The organism is Pseudomonas sp. KnCO4 (assembly GCF_045344305.1).
In the GTDB taxonomy this organism is placed as follows: domain Bacteria; phylum Pseudomonadota; class Gammaproteobacteria; order Pseudomonadales; family Pseudomonadaceae; genus Aquipseudomonas; species Aquipseudomonas anuradhapurensis.
The window spans coordinates 2,082,187-2,100,879 of record NZ_CP174199.1 but is presented as its reverse complement, the minus strand read 5'-3'; the positions used below and the strand labels follow the sequence as shown (position 1 = coordinate 2,100,879).

Sequence of the window (18,693 nt, the reverse complement as noted above, 5' to 3'; positions counted from 1 at the left end):
AGGTGCGGCGCCCACTGCCGATGCCCGCTATTGAGCATAGTTCATCGCCCCATCACTGCTCGCGCCGGCACCGACTGCTTCAGGTTGCCCCGGCTGCGCCGTTCCGTCCAGCGCATCCAGCGTCAATGTCAGCATGAGCTGGCGTTCCTCCGCCTGGCGCTGGCTGGCCACCCGCTCGATCTCGGCCAGGCGTTCGGCCTCGGTCAGGCTGGCGTCGGCTTGCAACACTTCCAGACGCTCGTGGAACGGGGCGTCAAGCTGTTCGAAGCGGCGGGCATAGGCGCTGCGCAGGTGGGCTTGCCAGAAGTCCCGCGCTACCAGCGAGGTGGCCAGGCGCTCACCGCTTTCATGGGCGAGTATCCAGTTCTGCGCCTGCGCCAATTGCGGCGCCTCGACCCCGGCAATGACCCGGTAGGTCATGCCGCTGGTCAGCAATGGCAGGTCAAGCTGAGCGCGCAGGCCCAGGCGATAAGCCAGGACGATTTCGATCGGGTCGCTGCCGCGCCCTGTAGCCTCGCGCTCCATGACATCCTGCTGGGCAAACTGATCGACCTCCTCCAGCCGCCACAGTTGCCGGCCAAGCCGCAACAGCGCCTGCTCCTGCCCGCCCGCCGTCGCCTGGCTACGGGCCCGCCATGCCAGCAAGCGCAGCTCCAGGTCGCTGAAACGCAAGGCCACGCTGTCCTGGCAGGTCAGCTGCTCGGCGTCGTTGAACATCAGCTCGCGAAGCTCGTCCGAACCTCTCATCGCGCGCAGCATTTCCAGCACCCGGCCAGCCAGGTAGCGGGCACCGGTCAGATGCCGGAAATCCTCGGTCTCCATCAAACGTTCCAGCAGGTCGAAGAACTGTGCGGCGTCGGGCATCGCCTCCAATGCCTGCCAAAGGCTCCCCAGCTCGCTGCGCACCGGGGCCGCGGCCGCTTCCATCCAGCGCAATTGCGCGGGCAGCGCCTCGGCATCCCCTTCAAGCCTGGCGGCAAGCAAGGCTTCATGCAGCCGTTGGGCTTCGGCCTCGCTGAAAGGGTTACCCCCCAGGTGAACTTCGTGGTCCAACCATAACCGGGAGTTATAGAAACCTTCGGGCATGCCGGTCAACAGGTTGTCACGCAGGTCGACCACCCTCAGTGACGAGCTTTGCACCAGGCCATACGGCAGATCCCTGAGGCGCGTGCCGGCAAGCCGCAGCTCGCTGAGCCGAACCAGGCCGCTCAACGAGAATGGGCGCCCCAACGGGTTGTCGCGCAAATCGATCATGACCAGGTTGGGGCAGCTGGCCAATATGGTCGCTTGCCCGGGGTCCAGGCTGATGCGGTTTCGCTGCAGGCTCAGACGCTGCAGGTTGGGCATGCGCATTAGCGCCTGCGGGATGCGGGTAAGCCGGTTGTCGGGCATCTCCAGGCCGCGGATATTCGGAAATGCACGCAGAAAGCGCTCGGGCACGTCCTCGAGTTGCATGTTGTGCAGCGCCAGTACATGCACATGGTCGAACACAACCTGGTCGGTAAACGCCGGCAGCCCGCTGACCCGTGTGTTGGCCATGTCCCAACGGTACATCAGGCCGGGCGCTCCTTCCTGCGCCCCTTCGCGCATCTGCTGCCAGCAACTGCGCAATGCACGCCTGAGCCTGCGCCTGTTCTCGCGTTCTGCCGTGGTAGTGGCTGCGTGAACCCAACGGCGCAGCTCGCTGATCAGCGCATCGTAGGCCCGCTCATAGTGCTGCAGCGTGCGCTCCAGCCCGAGCACGGAATGGCGTGCCTGTTCCACCCAGGCAAATACCTCGTCATCGCTGAACGTGGGGTACAGATACCGCACACGGCGCAGGATCGGCCCAGGCCGATAGGCGCCCGGAGAGCTGCCTGGGCGGCGGCCACTGAGGGGATAGCCGATACGGCCGTCCGCCAGCCGGATAGGCAAGTGCACCCCCGCTAGACGCGACGGGCTGAGCAGTTGCGCGACCGCCTGGCGCCTGGCCAGGGCCTGGCGCGCGAGCACGCCCCGCAGGTTGTGCGCGAACGGCTCAGGCACCTGCAAGGCTGCGCGCAGGTCGTCGTCATAGGCAGCGCTGATGACCTCGATCAGTTCGCCTGCCTGGCCAACGGCCAGTCCTTGCGCATCGATACACTGGAACTGGCCGTCGGCAAACACCAGGTTGCGTACCCGAGCACCCAGCCGCATCTCAGCCACCGGGGTAGCCCGCTGCCCGCCGTTGAACAGCCGCCAGCGTATGCCACCTGCGGCAGCCGGCAGGTGCTCGAGCATCGCCAGCACGACCCGGCCAAGATCGAGGTTTTGCGGCGTGTCCCAATGCAGCGCTTCGAGCGCCCGCAGCACGCGCACGTCGGCCACGCGCTGCCTGGCTTTTTCAGCCAGGCATAGCGGGATACGCCCGCTCAGTCGCAGGCGCTCACGGTCTGCAGCATCGGCTTCGGCCAGCAGTGCCTGGGCGGCACGCCCGTGCAGGCTCGGAAACACCCGCTGCAACGTCGCCAGGGCCGGGTCGCCGTGCGGTATCTGGGTTTCGGCCTGATAAAGTTGCTCGAACAACCCGCGTCGCTGGGCCCAGGCAAGGTCTGCCAAGGCCGGGCCGGTGAGGCCTGCGGCCCCTTCCAGGCCACTGAGCTGCGCCAGCGCCGCAGGGTCTTCTACCTGCTGCCCAACCCGCAAGCAGGCCACCAGCGTACGGATGCGCTGCGCGATCAGCACCCGCTGGGCACTGTCGAGCACTCCAGGCTCCGGGGCCCGGCCCAGCACATGCCAGGCACGCAACTGGTCGCTGTCCAGGGCGTGAATGCTCAGCAGTTGGTCGGCCTGTTCGTCCTGCAGTTGCGCCAGTTGCCCGCCCAGGCGCCGCAGCAGGTAACGGGGCTCGTCCCACTGCATCGGCTGTTCGTGCCACAGCCGCCAGGCGCCGGCGCCGTTGTGCATCAGCAACGGCCCGTGGCCATTGTGCGGCCGCAGTTGCCAGCGGCCATCGGCACTCCGTTGCACCACCGGGTAGTAGTGCCCATCGATGGCCACCCAGGCCTGCTCATCCTGGCGCCACACGCCTTGCTCATCCACCCTCGCTGCAGCAGGCGGCGCCTGGTCACGGAAGGCCTCCAGGTTACCGTCCCACAAGCATTCCGTGCCGTCCTGCAGACGCGCCTGTGGCAAGCTGTCCACCCAGGCTGAGCGTTGCCACAGGCGCTGCGCCCCGCCTGCTGCCGCGCCTGCAGCGGCAAGTGCGGCCAGGTCGGTGGCCACTTCAGCAAGGTGGTCCAGCGCCTCGCGAGTCTCGCCTTCCCGCCACGCCGACACCGCCAGAAACACTTCGTCGAGCCATTTCCAGGCAAGCATCGCCAGTAGCACGGTCCCCAAGGCGGGAAGGTAAAGACTGGCGGCCCCCAGGACGCTCAGCCCCAAGGCCGTCAGGCGCTTCTCGTGCGCTTGCTGAACCTCGCGGTCCAGTTTTGCCACAGGAGGCGCGAATACCGCTGCATCATCCTTGATCTGGGCAACACGCATCGCCGCCAGGTGCCTGAACACATACGCACCTATGGGGTGCATGCGTTCGTCAAGGTCGATGTTGGCCCATAGAGGCAGGTCGTCATAGCCGGCCACGATGCGCGAGAAGAACGCCTGACTGTCACGCGCACGCACGAAGCGGGCAAAAAACTGCCGGTATGCAGCCGTGCGCAATCGCTGCCCCAGCACGCGCCGGGCGAAGCGTTGCAAATCGTCATGGGCGCTCCATGCACCGTAGGGATCGCCGGGGATGTACACCAGCACACGCTTGGTGCTGGTATACAGCGGGGCAAAGGTTTCATTGCGGACATCGAGCACCACGATCTGCTGCAACGGGCACCCCAGCACTTCCAGGCGCTTGCCCAGTACCCGGCTGCCGTCAAGCTGGGATAACCAGCCGTCTCGCCACAGCTTGACCACCAGATCCAGCTCGGCGGCATTGAGTACACCACTGTGGTGGGCCTGCACAGCCTCGATCAACATGCCGTGGCGCACGCTTTCCGCCAGCAACGCCTTGCTCTGCGAGGTGGCCAGGCAGCTGTCCAGGTGCTCCTGGTAACGCTTGCCCAGGTCCAGTTCGCGCACCAGGCTGGCAAAGGCCACGGCACTGGGCGCAGCCAGTGCCGTGCCGTCGGTGTGGTACAGGCCATTACCCGGTGCCTGGCCACCGGCCTTGGCTTCGGCAGCGGTAAAACTGCGCAACGCCGCTTCGAGCAGCGGGATCTGGTAATAGACCCGCTCGGTCAATGGCACACGAATCGGCGCGTAGGTGCTCAGCGGCTTGGCGAATGCCGCACGCATCCATAAATCGTCGACCTCGTGCTGCACGCCGCATTGCTTCTGCAAGGCCTGTGTCAGCAACGGAGCGGCAAAGCGGTCGAGCGCGACCACCCGCTGCAACAACGCCTGCAAGCGGTAGCGGCAATCCAGGCTGCCGCGCAGTGCCTGGCACAGGACGTCCATGTGCGCGGTTTTGCCCGGACGCAACCAGCCGGGCAAGCGCTTGGCGATGATGGCGTCCTGCTCGGCTTGTTCGAGCAGGTCGTGTGTGGTTTGCAAGGTACCCATGGTGCCGCCTCCGCGAGCTGAAAAGCGCAAGGCTATCGGCAGGCGGGGTACCCTGGTGGGTAACGGATTACCACCGTTCAGCGGCCAGGCACAGGCACACCGGCAGCGTTACCTGGGCCCGGCCGCGGGTATCAGGACAGCGCTCAGGTGGCGGGCCAGTGCTTCCCGCGTCAGTTGCCGGGTAACGTTGAACTGCCACTGCTGCACACGTGCTTGCAACTGATCGATTTGCGCTTGTGGGGCGCCGCGCTCGATCAGCCCTTCCAGTTCGGCGTGGAAGAAATGCGGCGTACTCAGACGCGTCGCGCAGGTGCGCGCCAGGTACTCCTTCCAGAACGCTGTGGTCGCCAGGTAATCGACCAGCGCATCCCTGAACTGGGCAGTGCGCACCAGTTGCGCGGCGGCATCGATATCCTGTTGCGTCAGGTTGGCGACACCGGGGTTGAGCATTTCGTCGTGCTCGATGGGCAGGTCCAGCTCATCGACCAGCGCCAGCCGGTAGGCCAGGGCGAACTCCAGAGACTCCTCCGGCCTGCCGGCGCGCACGGCATGCAAGCCCGCCACCTGGTCGAGGGTAGCCAACCGCCAGCATTGCCCGCCAAGGTGCAACAGCGCCCGCTCCGGGTCGTCGGCGTCACTGCCATGCAGCGCCTTCCAGATGCGCACGCGTACTTCGAGGTCACTGAACCGCAATGTTGCGTTGTCCTGACAGTGCTCGGTCAACGCATGCGCGTACAGTTCCGCGCGCAACAGCGGCTGTTGCTCGATCGACACCAGCATGCGCAGCACCCTCAGTGCCAGGTAGCGCGCCAGGAACGCCTGCTGGAAGTCAGCCGAGCTGGTCAGGCGCTGCAGCAGGTGGAAAAAATCTCGCGAGGCCGGCTGGCCATTGAGCGTACCCCACAGGCTGGCCATGCGATCACGCTCGGCGGGCACCACCAGGTCGATCCAGCGCAGCATTGACGGCACCTCCTCGTCCGCTACTTCGTGCCAGGTATCCTGATCACGCAGCAAAGGGTTGCCGGCCAGCCAGACCCGCCCGGCCTGCCACAAATCCGAGCGATAGAACCCGTAGGGCAAGGTACGGATCGCATTGTAAGCGAGGTCCAGGGTATGCAGCTGTGGTGCTTGCAGGACCCCGGCTGGCATCTGCGTCAACTGGGCATCCCGCAGCATCAGCACATTCAACCGAGGCATGCCGGCCACCGACAGTGCGCTGCGCAACGGGTTGTGGGACAGGTTGAGGTAGACCAGTGAGCGACAGGTTGGCAGCAAGGCCGTCAGGCCGCCGGCAGGCCCGATCTGGTTGTTCGACAGGTCCAGTACCTGCAGGCGCGCAGCCATGGCCTGGGGCAATGCAAACGCACGCAAGCGGCAATGGGTGACGTTCAATGCGCTCAAGTTGGAGAAGGCCTGCAGGAACGACTCGGGCACTGTGGTGATCTGCAATGAGCGCAGTGCCAGCTCCGATACATGCGCAAAGCTGACCGCAGCGGGAATATCCGGCAAGGCATCCAGGTCGCTGTTGTAGCAGCACAGGACGAAGCTCTGATCGGCCTGCACCGCACCGAGGCGTTTGGGTACCAGGTGGCGCCAGCAGTCGATGAGCCCGCGCACGAACTCGCGCCGCGCCTTCCAGGCCCAGACTTTGAGCGTGCTGGCAGGCCACTGCTTCAACGATCGACGCAACGTGCCCAGCTGCTGCCGCAGCTCGGCCAGTTCGATGGCCGGGTCACGCTGCGCGGCCCGCAACTGCTCCAGCCAGTGCTCGACTTCGGCATCGTCGAAGCCTGGGTAAAGGTCGCGCAGTTCAGCAGCCAGGTTCCTGACCACGCCTCGTCCCAGGCCCAGGCACTGGCGCCAGCCACTCAACGGATAGCCAATGCGGCCATTGGCCAGGCGTAACGGCATCAACATGCCACGCTTCGACAGGCGCACGCCGAGCACTTCTGCGATCAGCTCACGCTGCTGGGCGACCCGGCGGGCCAGCTCGTGACGCAACTGCAGCGCGAACGGTTCGCCCACGGCCAACGCTGCGCGTTGCTCACGGCTGTAGGCGCGGGCAATCAGCTGGAACAATTCGCCCGGCGCCCCGACTGGGCCCTGAGCATCGCTGAGGTGGAACACGCTGTCCCGGTACCTGAGGTCCAACCGGCGGCTACCCCCTCGGGTGGCCAGCAGCGGCGCGCTGCTGTCGCCGTCGAACAACTGCCAGCGCGGGCCGAGGTCCGCCCCCGCAAGCCGTTCGAGCATGCCCAGGGCAAACCGTGCAAGGTCCAACGACTGTGGTGTATCGAACAACAGCGCCTCGTGCACACGTATGCAACGGATGCGCTTGGCCAGTGCCGCAGCCGAGACCAGCAGATCGTCCGGGTTTGCCGTACCAAGCAAGTGCTCCGCCGCCAGCCGGTGCAAGCTGGCAAAATCGCGCTGTAATGCCTGCGTGTCATCCGTCACCGGGTATTGCTCGTAATACAGCTGGGCCAGTAACGAACGGCGCCGGCTCCAGACGCGAGTAGCCAGCTCGTCATTGGCCATGGCCTCTGCACCGTGCCAGCGCTGCACTCGGGCGAGCAGTGGCGAATCGGCCACCCCACCACCTGTGCGCAGCTGGCTGACCAGTAACTTGATGCGGTTGGCCAGCCTGACCCGGCTGACGCTGTCTACCAGGCAGGCATCGGGTGCCTGGCCGCACACATGCAGGCCACGCAAGTCGTCCGGCCCCAGGCCATGGATAGCCAGCACCTGGTCGATCTGGTCGTCTTCCAGTTGCCGAAAGTCGCCACCCAGGCGCCGGAACATCCCGTGCGTGTCAGCCCACTCCAGCGGCTGCTCGCACCATACCCGCCAGGCACCAGCGCCGTTGTGGCGCAGCTGCGGGCCGTGCCCTTGCCTGGGCAACAGACGCCATTGCTCATCCTCGCCCTGCACCACTTGGTAGAAGTGCCCTTGCATGTTCACCCAGCATCGGCCTCCCAGACGATACACGCCCTCGGCGTCCGGCAGGGCCTGTAGCGCAGGCGGCTCGCTGCGAAAGGGGGCCAGATCGAAGCGCCAGAGCTTTTCGCTGCCATCCTCGAGCCGCGCCGTGACCAGTTGCTCGACCAGCTCGGTCTTGCGCGCGACCGCACCGGCAAGTACAGACGTGATACCCACCGTGATAACGGTGCTGGCGATGTTCAACAGGTGTTCGACAGCGGCCTGGGTGTCACCCTCTCGCCAGCTTTCCACCGCATGGAAAGCCTCCTTGAGCATGTCCCAGGCCATGGCAACCAACATGGCCGCGCCAATGGCAGGCACAAACAGCCCCGCGACCCCCAGCGCCGCCCAGATACCCGCCTCCAGGCGCTCACGCTGGGCCTGATGCAATGCGCTGTCGATGCTTCGTACCGGCACGGCGATGAACGCCGCGTCATCCTTGATTGCCTCGATACGCGCCTGCGCCAGGTGATCGAACAAGGCGCGTGGATAGTCGACCAGGTGCTGGTCCATGTCCCGCGAGGCCGCTTCGACCACGTCCAGCAGCTCATCAGCCACCCGGGCAAAAAAAACCGCCTGATCACGCTGGCGCAGGAACCGTCGGAAAAACCGCTGGTAACCAGGGTCGGCAAGGCGCTTACCAAGCGTCCTGCGGATGAACGTATCGAGGTCTGACGCGACACACCAGGCGCTGAGCGGATCACCCGGCAGGTACACCAGCACCCGCCTGGTGCTGGTAAACCCCAGTGTAGTGCGGGTGACCTGCAGCACGATGATCTGCTCCAGCGTGCAGCCATAAACCTGCAGTTGCCTGGCAACCACCGGGTCGCCGCCGTACGTGCCAGGCTTGCCGCTGCTGCACAAGCTCAGGACAAGCGCCAGTTCGTCCTGGCTCAGGGCAGCCTCGGACAGGGCCTTGAAGGCATCTGTGCGCATGTTCGCCAGCAATTGTGCCTTGAGCATGGCCTGCATGCCCATGCCGTCCGGGCTGGGGGCATGCACAACCTTGTCCAGGTGCGCCTGGTAACGCTGGCCCAGGTCCAGCTGGCGGCACAGCCCGGCGAACGCCGGGGCGCTCACCTCGGCTACCAGCGCACCTGCCGCGTCCACCACGCTGTCACCGCGCGGCAAGGTACCCGGGATGGCTTCTTCCGCGCTGAAGTTGGCCAGCGCGGCATCGACCAGCGGGATGTCGTAATGGTTTTTTTCCTGCTGCGGCAGGTGCCCCGTGGCGAAGTCGGGATCAGGCGAAACCGTGAAATAGGTATGGCGGTAGAACAGCGTATCGGGGTCGTGCGGGCAATGCAGTTGCTCTCGCAACGCTTGCTGCAGCAACGGCTTGCAGAACGCATGAATGCCCTGCAGCGTGGCGAGTTGGCGCTGCAGGCGCAGTCGACAGTCAAAACCGTCTTGCAGGGCTTGCAGCAATATCGTCAGTTGTTCTGCCGTCACAGCCGACGGCTGTGCCTTGCCTCGGCTTGCCAGGGTCAACCGGTTTATCCAGGCCGGCAACCGACGGGCAAGAATGCCGTCCTGAAAGCCTCGCTCCATGTCCAGGGTCGTTGGCATTACTCGAGTCGGGTTGTGACTGTCTTGCATGGCGCGCCTCCAGGGTTACAGGAGGTGCGAAACTAGTGACTGTCAGTGGTCAACGAGTGCTAGCCGGGTACCACCGCGTCAGAACAGCAACAGTTGGCGGTCGGTCAACCCCGCGAAATCATCCCCCACGAACGGCAGAATGGCATCGGCGACCGGTTGCAGCTGGCGGCTCAGGTAATGGTCGTAATCGATCGGCGCTTGCCGGTTTTCCAGCGGCTCGGGGCCTGCGGTAGTCATGACGTAGCTGATCCAGCCGCCGCGCTGATATTGCTTTGGCCGCCCCAGGCGGCTGTTGTAATCATCGGCCAGGCGCGCTGCGCGCACATGCGGTGGCACGTTGCGTTGGTAGTCCGCCAGCGGCCGGCGCAGGCGCTTGCGATATACCAGCAGCGCGTCCAGCTCACCGGCCAGTGTCTGCCGCACATAGTCACGCACGTAGTCGCGGTACGGCTGGCCACGGAAGATCCGCGCGTACAGCGCCTGCTGGAACTGCCGGGCCAACGGCGACCAGTCGGTGCGCACCGACTCCAGGCCCTTGTAGACCATTTCCTCGCTGCCATCGGCACGCCGCACCAGCCCGGCATAACGCTTCTTGCTGCCTTCATCGGCACCACGGATGGTGGGCATCAGGAAACGCCGATAGTGCACCTCGTACTGCAGCTCCAGCGCGCTTTCCAGGTTCATCTGCTGACGCAGGTGTTCGCGCCACCAGCGGTTGACCTCGGCCACCAGCTCGCGGCCGATGCGGGCCGCAGCCTCATCCTCATGTGGCCCCTTGAGCCAGACGAAGGTGGAGTCGGTATCGCCGTAGATGACCTCATAGCCCCGGGCTTCGATCAACGCCCGGGTCTGGCGCATGATTTGGTGGCCACGCAGGGTGATCGACGAGGCCAGGCGCGGGTCGAAGAACCGGCAGCCGCTGGAGCCCAGCACGCCGTAGAAGGCATTCATGATGATTTTCAGCGCCTGTGACAGCGGCGCGTTGCCCTCGCGCTTGGCGGCTTCGCGGCCCTGCCAGACCCGCTCGACGATGGCCGGCAGGCAATGTTGGCTACGCGAGAAACGCGCGCCCCGGAAGCCCTCCACCGAGTGCGCCTGGTCGGGCAGGCGCAAGCCTTCGACCAGCCCGACCGGGTCGATCAGAAAAGTACGAATGATCGACGGGTACAGGCTCTTGTAGTCCAGTACCAGCACCGAGTCGTATAGCCCCGGGCGCGAATCCATGACGAAACCACCGGGGCTGGCTTCCTCGGGGCGGCTGCCAAGGTTGGGCGCGACGAAGCCCAGGCGGTGCATCTGCGGGATGTACAGGTGACCGAACGCCGCCACCGAACCACCACTGCGGTCCACGGCAAGGCCGGTAACCGACGAGCGTTCGAGGAGGAATTCGAGCAGGCGGGTGTGGGCGAAAATGCGCGTGACCAGCTCGCAATCCTTGAGGTTGTAGCGCGCCAGGGCCGGTTTGTCCTCGGCGAAGCGGCGGTTGATTTCATCCATGCGCTGGTACGGTGTGTCGATCGCCTTGCCTTCGCCGAGCAAGGTCTGGGCGACGCTTTCGAGGCTGAACGACGGGAAGCTCCAGGTTGCCGAACGCAGCGCCTCGATACCGTCGATCAGCAGCCGCCCCGGGGCCTCGGCGAACACGTGGCCGCCACTGGCCTGGCTGCGCAGGGTCATCGGCGCCCCCTTGCGCCCCAATGCCAGCGGCACCTGCAGCAGTTTGGCGTGCTCATGCAACAGGCGCAGGTCGAACTGGACCAGGTTCCAGCCGATGATTGCGTCGGGGTCATGCTCGGCGAACCACTGGTTGAGGCAGGTGAGCAACGCAGCGCGGTCGGCGCAATAGTGCAAGTCGAAGTCGAGGCCGGCGGCGGTACCGTTGGCCGGGCCAAGCATGTACACCTGGCGCTGGCCGCAGCCTTCCAGGGCGATGCTGTACAGCTCACCGCGCTCGCTGGTCTCGATGTCCAGCGACACCAGGCGCAGCGGCGGGCGATAGCCTGGCAGCGGCTTGATCTGGGCCTCGCAGAGCACGCCGTGGGCATCCGCCTGGCCGGTGAACTGCACCGGGGCGGTGATGAAGCGCTCCATCAGGTAACGCTCGGGCGGGCGGATATCGCCCTCGAACACGTCGATACCGGCCGCGCGCAGGCGTTGCTCCAGCTGCATCAACTGCCGGTGCTGATGGCAGTACAGGCCCAGCACCGGGCGCTGGTCGAAGTCCTTGAGCTGCAGCGGCCGCAGCGCTACGCCGGGTTCGTTGGCCAGCAATGCCCGGGCATGCGCTTCCTGCGCCTGGGGAATGAAGGCCACCGACACCTGCGGCGCCAGGCGCACCTGCCGCGGCCCCTGGTCGGTAGCCAGCCAGAACTCCACACAGGTGCCTTCGGGCGTGTCATGCCAATGCCGGGTCAGGACAAAGCCCTGCTGCAACTCCACCGCGTCGACCTCTGAATCGTTTGTTGTGCTGATCGTGGCGATTCTACCTCTGACGCACCGTTGCCGCGCATTTTTGTAGAGCGGGATCGTGCCGCTTCCTCCGGCTATTTGTGAACATCAAAGCAACGGTGTTCTTGTGAGGGCAACGGCCTCGTGTTGCCTGGACGAGTGGCATCGTCAGCAAGCCAGCGCCCACCAGTACACCGCTGGCCTTGAAGCCGTCGCGGTACCTGTGGGAGCTGGCTTGCCGACGATAGGGCTGACCGCTGAAACCCTCTATCGAGCCCCCGCCACGAAGCCATTGCGCCGCCCAGCCCAGGCCAACAGCCAGGCAACCCCGACCAGCCCCAGCACCACCGCGCCAAACCACTCCACCCCTGCCCCGCTCAGCAACAGCCCGCCGACCATCCCGCCCAGGGCAATGGCGCTGTTCCACACCGTCACCAACATCGACTGCGCCACATCGCCACCCTCACCTGCCGCATCCGCACAGGCGGTCTGCAGCAGGGTCGGTGCGCCACCATAGGTCACGCCCCACAAGGCGATGCCCAGGTACACCTGCCACGCCGACGCCTGCCCCAACACCAGCGTGGCCAGGGCAAAGCCAGCCAGGCTCAACAACACCAGCGGGCGCAGATGCAGGTCTACCAGTAGCCCCACCAGGCCGATCCCGGCCAGGGCCGACAGGCCAAACACCAACAACGCCGGGCCGATGTCGGCGGCCATGCCGGCGGCCGCCAGCAACGGCACGATGTAGGTATAGAGAATGTTGTGGCCCAGGATCCAGCATAGGATCACCAGCAGCACCACCGATACCCCCGGCGTGCGCAGCACCTGCACGGCCGCCGGACGCTTGCCGGCCGGGTGCCCCGGGTAATCCGGCACCGACCGCAGCACCCAGGCCAGCAACAGTAGCGCTACCACGGTGACCACCACGAAGGTGGCCCGCCATCCCAGCCCCGCGCCGAGCCAGGCGGCGATCGGCAGCCCGAGCGACAAGGCAATCGGCTGGCCGAGCATGGCCACCGCCATGGCTCGCCCCTGCAGCGCCACCGGCACCATGCGCCGGGCGTGGCCGGCAATCAGGCCCCAGGCCAGCCCGGCCGCAGCGCCGGTGCAAAAGCGTAACACCAGGGTCAGGGGGTTGGACCACGACAAGGCGGTCAGCCCGTTGAACAGCACGAAACCGGCAATCGCCAGCAACAGGGCGCGACGGCGGTTCCAGCCCTGGGTCAGGGTCACCAGCGGGATCGCGGTCAGCAGCGAGCCCAGGGCATAGGCGGTGACCCATTGCCCGGCCATGGCCTGGCTGATGTGCATGCCACTGGCGATCTGGTCGAGCAGGCCGGCCGGCAAGGTTTCGCTGAGGATGGCGATGAAGCCGGTCATGGCCAGCGCCAACAGCCCGCTGAGGGGTAGACGTTCGCTGCCGGCGGCCAGCAGCGGTGCGGAAGATGTCTGGGACATTGCAGATGCCTTGTGTGGGAAACCAGGCGGACAGTCTGCAAGCCAAGGCCATTGCGGAAAAAGACGGCTACAATGCCGTTCACCCAGGACACCAATGTCCGCAATCAGGGATAGCGCATGGACAGCCTCAGCGGCTTCGTGGTTTTCAACCGGGTGGCCGAGACCCGCAGCTTCGTCGCTGCCGGCCAGTCGCTGGGCATCAGTGCCTCGGCCGTGGGCAAACGTGTGGCGCGCCTGGAAAGCCGCCTGGGCGTGCGCCTGTTCCATCGCAGTACGCGCAGCATCACCCTCACCGCCGAAGGCGCGCTGTTCCTCGAGCGCAGCCGGCGCATCCTGGCCGAAATCGAGGCCACCGAGCAGGAACTGTCCCAGGCCAGCGAGACCCCGCGCGGTCGCCTGCGGGTGAGCATGCCGCAAGTCACCGGGCTGGTGATGCCGGCGCTGGCCGAGTTCATGGCGCGGTACCCGCAGGTGGAGCTGGACCTGGACTTTTCCGACCGCATGGTGGACATCGTCGGCGAAGGCTTCGATGTGGTGATGCGTGGCGGGCAACCGGGCGATTCACGGCTCAACGCCAAGTTCCTGGGGCACTTCCAGCACTGCCTGGTGGCTTCCCCCGAATACCTGCGCGAACGCGGTACGCCCCTGCACCCGCGCGACCTCGCGGCGCATACCTGCCTGCACTACCGCTTCCCCAGCAATGGCAAGCTGGAAACCTGGCCGCTGCGCCAGGAGCAGCCCGAGCAGGGCTACGACATCCCGATCTCGATGGTTTGCAACCATGTCGAGACGCGCGTCTGCTTTGCCGTGAACCACCGCGGCATCACCTGCCTGCCGGACTTCACCGTACGCCGCGAACTGGCCAGCGGCGCACTGGTCAGCGTGTTGGACGACTTCATGGAGCGGCGCGGCAGTTTCTACCTGCTATGGCCATCCGGGCGGCAGATGCCGCCGAAATTGCGGGTCTTCATCGACTTCATGCTCGAACGTGTGTTCAACCATACAGGTAGTTGATGTCCTTGCTCGCCAGCGGCGGCACCTGACCGAGCAGGAACTCGCGCAGCTTGTGCATTTGCCGCGCCTTGGGGCTGGCCTTGAGCCAGGTCATGTAGTAGCCGTCGCCAGTGGCCACCGCGTGCTTGAATGGCGTGACCAGGCGCCCCGCACCGAGGTCGGCGCTGGCCAGCACCAGGTCGACCACCGAGATCCCCAGGCCTTGCTGGGCAGCCGAGATGCCCTGGTCGAGGGTATCGAACACCTGCCCACGGTCGATGCTGATGTCCAGCGCATCCATGCGTGCCAGCCAGCGCCGCCAATCACGGCGGTCGGGTGAAGGGTGCAGCAGCTCGCACTGGGCCAGGTCGGCCAGGTCCGGCTGCGCCTGGGCCATGTAGTCGGGATGGCACACCGGGATCAGCCACTCGTCGAACAGCTTGAAACTCTCGATATCGGCGGGGAAACGCCCGTTGGCCAGGAGAATTGCGCAGTCGTAGGGCTCGGAATAGAAGTCCACGCTGTCAATGTCCATCCACACGCTGGACAACTGCACGCTGCAGGTGTCCTCGACCTTCTTGAACGCATCCAGCGCGCGCAGCAACCAGCGCACCGTGAGCGTGGACGGCGCCTTCAGGCGCAGGCCATAGCGATCCTGGCGCAACAGGGCGCAGGCATTTTCGATGATCTTGAAACCCACCTTGAGCTCCTGCGCCAGCAGGCGGCCGTGCTCGGTCAGGGCCAGTTTCGGCCCGCGCCGCTCGAACAGGTCGCAACCGAACATGGCTTCGAGCGTCTTGATGTGGTGGCTGACGGCCCCTTGGGTCAGGGCCAGTTCTTCCGCGGCACGGGTAAATGAGCCATAGCGAGAGGCCACCTCGAAGGCACGCAGCGCGTGCAAGGCCTGAATCCGTTCCGACATGGCGACGCCCCGAGCATGAATGAGACTAATAGTAGGTCATAGTTCCACGCGTTTTACAACGCCCGGATCGTCTCGGAAAATGCAGGTAAATAATAAAGATAACCAAGATCCTGCCTGCATATGACTGGAAATATCATCTAATAAACGCCTGGGGAAATCATGTTTACGGGTTATGGAACTTGCTATCGCCTGGACGCGCTGGAGCTGGCCGCTGAACATGTCCGGTACACGCAACACTGGACCTACAAAACCATAGAACATTTTCGCTCTATCCTTGCCAACCCCGAGTTCCCTTGCCTGTTTGGCCGCAAGGCGGTGAACGGCGCTACCTGCCACATCCTCTTCGCCCGCGCCGAGCAACTGGCCGACGATGTCGCCCAGGGCCTGGCCGACTACGTACGCACGGTCGCCCCGATCCCAACCAAGCAGCGTATCGGCAGCCCGCTGGTGGTATTCCTCGAAACCGCTGCCGACTACACCCTGGCCGAGCAACAGGCGCTGGCCTGGAAAGTGTTGCGCGGTGTGCATGCGCGCGACCCGCACCCTTGGCCGCAAGGCATGCCGACCGATCCCGAAGACAACGCCTGGTCGTTCTGCTATGCCGGCATGCCGCTGTTCATCAACATGAATTTTCCCGGCCATCAGCAGATGAAAAGCCGCAACCTGGGGCCGCACATCACCTTCGTCATCAACCCCCGGGCCAACTTCGACGAAGTGGCCAACGCCAATACCGAAAGTGGCCAGCGGATCCGCGAACGCATTCGCGAACGCGTGCGCCACTACAACGACGGGGTCATGCCCGACACCCTTGGTTTCTTCGGCGACGCCGACAATTACGAGTGGAAGCAGTACCAACTGCAGGAGGCCGGGTCGCTCAACCCCTCCCGCTGCCCATTCCATGCCCATGCCGCACACTCGGCCACACCCGACCTACTGATCGAGACCTGACCGTGAATACCGCACTCACCGCTACCTATGCCCTTACTGTCCTGCTGCTGATCGCCACCCCTGGCCCGGTGGTGGCACTGATCGTCAACACCGCGGCCGCCTCGGGCTCGCGCAAGGCCATGTTCACCGCCCTCGGCACCAACTGGGCATCACTGGTGCTGATCGGCGCGGCCGCCTGGATCATCCTCACCAGCGCCGCCATCGACAAGACCTGGCTGAACGCCATGAGCCTGCTGGGCTGCCTGTTCATCGGCTATATCGCCGTGGGCACCCTGAGGGAAGCTCTGGGGGCCACTGCAGCCGAGGCCCCGGCCGAGGTGGCCAAGCCCGGCCGCGGCGGGCTGCTGCAAGGCTTCATGGTGGGCATTTCCAACCCCAAGGACATCATCTTCTTCATTGCCTTCTTCCCGCAGTTCATCCAGATCACCGAGTCTTTCGGCAAGAGCATGGTGGTGCTGTCGCTGCTGTGGGTGGCCATCGACTTTGCCGTACTCAGCCTGTACATCTTCGCCATCGGCAAGATCGCCTCGCAGCGCAGCAACCGCCTGATCAGCCTGGCCTCGGGCGTCGCCCTGCTGCTGATCGCTGCCGGCGGCCTGCTGTACAACCTCAGGGAACTGGCAGCCTGACCGGGCTGCAGGCGCCCGTTGCAACAGAAGGAGAACCCATGACAGCGACAGACCCGAACCGGGCGCCTTCAGCGTTGCAACAGGACTACCAGCGCTTCCTGCTGCTGGGTAGCCGGCGTGCCCCACACATTGCGCATATCCATGAAACCGGCTACCGCTCCGGCACCATCAACACCGATGCCCTGGGCCTGCGCTACAGCCATTGCGCCGGCAAGCGCTTTTCCGCGGCCGAGCGCGGTGGTGCGACGCGCATCAACCTGCTGGTCGGTGGCTCCACCGCCCTGGGCATCGGCGCGAGCTCCGATGAACACACGGTCGCTTCGCACCTGTCGATGCTTACCGGTGAAGTCTGGCTGAGCCTGGCCGGTTGCGGGCTCAACGCCAGCCATGAGTTGCTGCTGTTTCTCACCCACCAGCATCGCCTTGGCCAGTTGGGGCATGTGGTGATACTCAGCGGCGTCAACAGCCTGGCCCACGAAGCCCTCTGCGAAGTCCTCGGCAACCCGCACGATCCGCAGCACGCCAAGGCCTACCAGGACTTTCTCAACAGTTTCAGCGAAGGTGTGCAACCTGCCGCTGCGCCCCGCCGGCCATCACTCTGGCGGCGCATCAGCCAAGCCTTGGTCGCGCCGCCTGTGGCTGAAGCGCCAGCCAGCTGGCCACTGTCGCCCCCGGAAAAACGCATGGCCCGCGCCGCCGACCACATTGGCCGGACCCTGCTGCAATGGGACCGCCTGCTGGCGGACAGCCACTCCACGCTCACCTTCATCCTGCAGCCGCTGCTGCCCTGGTGCCGGGATAGCCTTCCCGCTGGCGAGCAGACCATGCTGGACGCGCTGGAGCGGCAACCGGCAAATTTCGACCGGCTGCTGGACGGCGCCTTCGACAGCCAGTTGCACTCGGCCTTCTTCCGCCGTATCAAGCAACAAGCCGACCCGGTCCCCTGCTACGACATGAACTGCATGCTCAGCAGCTCACCGGTGTTCGGCGCTGACCTGTTCATCGACCGCCTGCATTTGAACGACCTGGGCAACAATGCACTGGCCAAGGTGATTACCGCCAAGCTTGGCCTGGCCCAGGAAAAACACGCGCAACGCAAGGGCACGCCCGTCAAGCTCGTCTGACAGTTGCCGGGTGCTCTTCCGGCCAGGCCCTTTGGGTGGCTAGAATAGGCCGTCGTTCCGATCTGCGCGAGGCGCACGCTTGACCGCCATGAACATCGAAGCCGTCCATCAGTACCTGGCATCCCGTGGGGCCTGCCTGTGAGCCGCATGCTTCGCTTGCCCCCCCTGTTGATCGCCCTGATGCCGCTGGCCACGCAGGCGCTTGAGGTACGCATCGACCCGCACGCCGACCTGCTCTACCGCCAGGCACTGCCATTGCTGGAGCAGGCCGACAGCCGCGATGACAGTGCCAGCACGCTGCGTACGGCCATGGACGCGGATCCGGAACTCAGCCGCCAGGGCCAGGCCATGGCCCACACGTTGCCGACTGCGGTTGCCTTGCTGAAAAAGTCGGTGGAGCTGGGCCACCCGGTCGCACAGTACCGCCTGGCGCTGTACTACATGACCTACCTGCCGGCTGCACAAATCCCGGATGCCGCCTGCCCGCTGCTTGAAGCCAGCCTCAAGCAGGGCTTTGCCGCTCCAGCACCGGCCATTGCCACCTGGTGCCCGCCCTACAACGCCAGCAGCGAATACCGTGCCGCGCTGGAAGCCATCCCCAACATGGCCACGGTGTATGCCGCCTACTACCCGCAGCCAGCCACGCGCCTGGCCTGCAACCGCAGCAGGCCACAAGGGCTGGAAATGCAGTGGGGACGCCAGCGCGACTACCAGGCCGAGGTGTATCGCCTGCTTGGCGACCTCGACCCGCAACACCGCCAGAGCCTGCTGCAGAAGGCCGTTGAAATAAACGGCTGCGTGACGGCGCAACAGCACCTGACCAGTCATCCCTGAACGCGCCCTTGTAGGAGCGGCCTTGTGTCGCGATGGGGCGCGCAGCGGCCCCAGGATTTCGGCGTCGCCGCTGAGATTGCCGGGGCCGCTGCGCGCCCCATCGCGACACAAGGCCGCTCCTACAAGGGACCGCGTCGATCGGCAAACAGGAAGCCGCATCGACCAGCAAGATCGTTCAAGCCATTGC

At 65.3% G+C, this 18,693-nt stretch carries 10 protein-coding genes; 5 read left to right on the top strand and 5 right to left on the bottom strand.

Annotation, left to right across the window (positions count from 1 at the left end):
* Window positions 1-27 precede the first annotated feature (27 nt).
* The 4 genes from ACJA3S_RS09800 to ACJA3S_RS09785 form a co-directional block, all read right to left on the bottom strand.
* Window positions 28-4,572, bottom strand: coding sequence for an NEL-type E3 ubiquitin ligase domain-containing protein (locus tag ACJA3S_RS09800; RefSeq protein ID WP_406821656.1), 4,545 nt, complete (start codon window positions 4,570-4,572; stop codon window positions 28-30).
* 108 nt (window positions 4,573-4,680) lie between these two features.
* Window positions 4,681-9,150 carry an NEL-type E3 ubiquitin ligase domain-containing protein gene (locus ACJA3S_RS09795; RefSeq protein WP_406821655.1) on the bottom strand — a complete coding sequence of 1,490 codons (4,470 nt, stop codon included), beginning with the start codon at window positions 9,148-9,150 and terminating at the stop codon, window positions 4,681-4,683.
* 78 nt (window positions 9,151-9,228) lie between these two features.
* Window positions 9,229-11,589 (bottom strand): DNA polymerase II, encoded by a 2,361-nt coding sequence (locus tag ACJA3S_RS09790; protein ID WP_406821654.1) that lies wholly within the window; start codon window positions 11,587-11,589, stop codon window positions 9,229-9,231.
* A gap of 276 nt (window positions 11,590-11,865) precedes the next feature.
* Window positions 11,866-13,056, bottom strand: a complete 1,191-nt coding sequence (locus ACJA3S_RS09785) for an MFS transporter (RefSeq protein WP_406821653.1) — start codon at window positions 13,054-13,056, stop codon at window positions 11,866-11,868.
* 117 nt (window positions 13,057-13,173) lie between these two features.
* Here ACJA3S_RS09785 and ACJA3S_RS09780 point away from each other — a divergent pair, with 117 nt between their 5' ends.
* On the top strand, window positions 13,174-14,070 hold the full coding sequence (locus tag ACJA3S_RS09780; RefSeq protein ID WP_406821652.1) for a LysR family transcriptional regulator: 897 nt from the start codon (window positions 13,174-13,176) through the stop codon (window positions 14,068-14,070).
* On the opposite strand, the gene ACJA3S_RS09775 is transcribed toward ACJA3S_RS09780, so the two are convergent.
* Window positions 14,051-14,971, bottom strand: a complete 921-nt coding sequence (locus tag ACJA3S_RS09775; protein WP_170029281.1) for a LysR substrate-binding domain-containing protein — start codon at window positions 14,969-14,971, stop codon at window positions 14,051-14,053. The two genes, ACJA3S_RS09780 and ACJA3S_RS09775, sit on opposite strands and share 20 nt — an antisense overlap.
* A gap of 159 nt (window positions 14,972-15,130) precedes the next feature.
* On the opposite strand from ACJA3S_RS09775, the gene ACJA3S_RS09770 reads away from it, so the two are divergent.
* The 4 genes from ACJA3S_RS09770 (at window position 15,131) to ACJA3S_RS09755 (ending at window position 18,506) form a co-directional block, all read left to right on the top strand.
* Entirely contained in the window at window positions 15,131-15,919 is a 789-nt protein-coding gene (locus tag ACJA3S_RS09770) for a YqcI/YcgG family protein (protein ID WP_406821651.1), read from the top strand.
* Between the two features lie 2 nt (window positions 15,920-15,921).
* On the top strand, window positions 15,922-16,548 hold the full coding sequence (locus ACJA3S_RS09765) for a LysE family translocator (protein WP_406821650.1): 627 nt from the start codon (window positions 15,922-15,924) through the stop codon (window positions 16,546-16,548).
* 38 nt (window positions 16,549-16,586) lie between these two features.
* Window positions 16,587-17,672 (top strand): hypothetical protein, encoded by a 1,086-nt coding sequence (locus ACJA3S_RS09760; RefSeq protein WP_406821649.1) that lies wholly within the window; start codon window positions 16,587-16,589, stop codon window positions 17,670-17,672.
* Between the two features lie 138 nt (window positions 17,673-17,810).
* Window positions 17,811-18,506 carry a sel1 repeat family protein gene (locus ACJA3S_RS09755; RefSeq protein WP_406821648.1) on the top strand — a complete coding sequence of 232 codons (696 nt, stop codon included), beginning with the start codon at window positions 17,811-17,813 and terminating at the stop codon, window positions 18,504-18,506.
* Window positions 18,507-18,693: the final 187 nt, after the last annotated feature.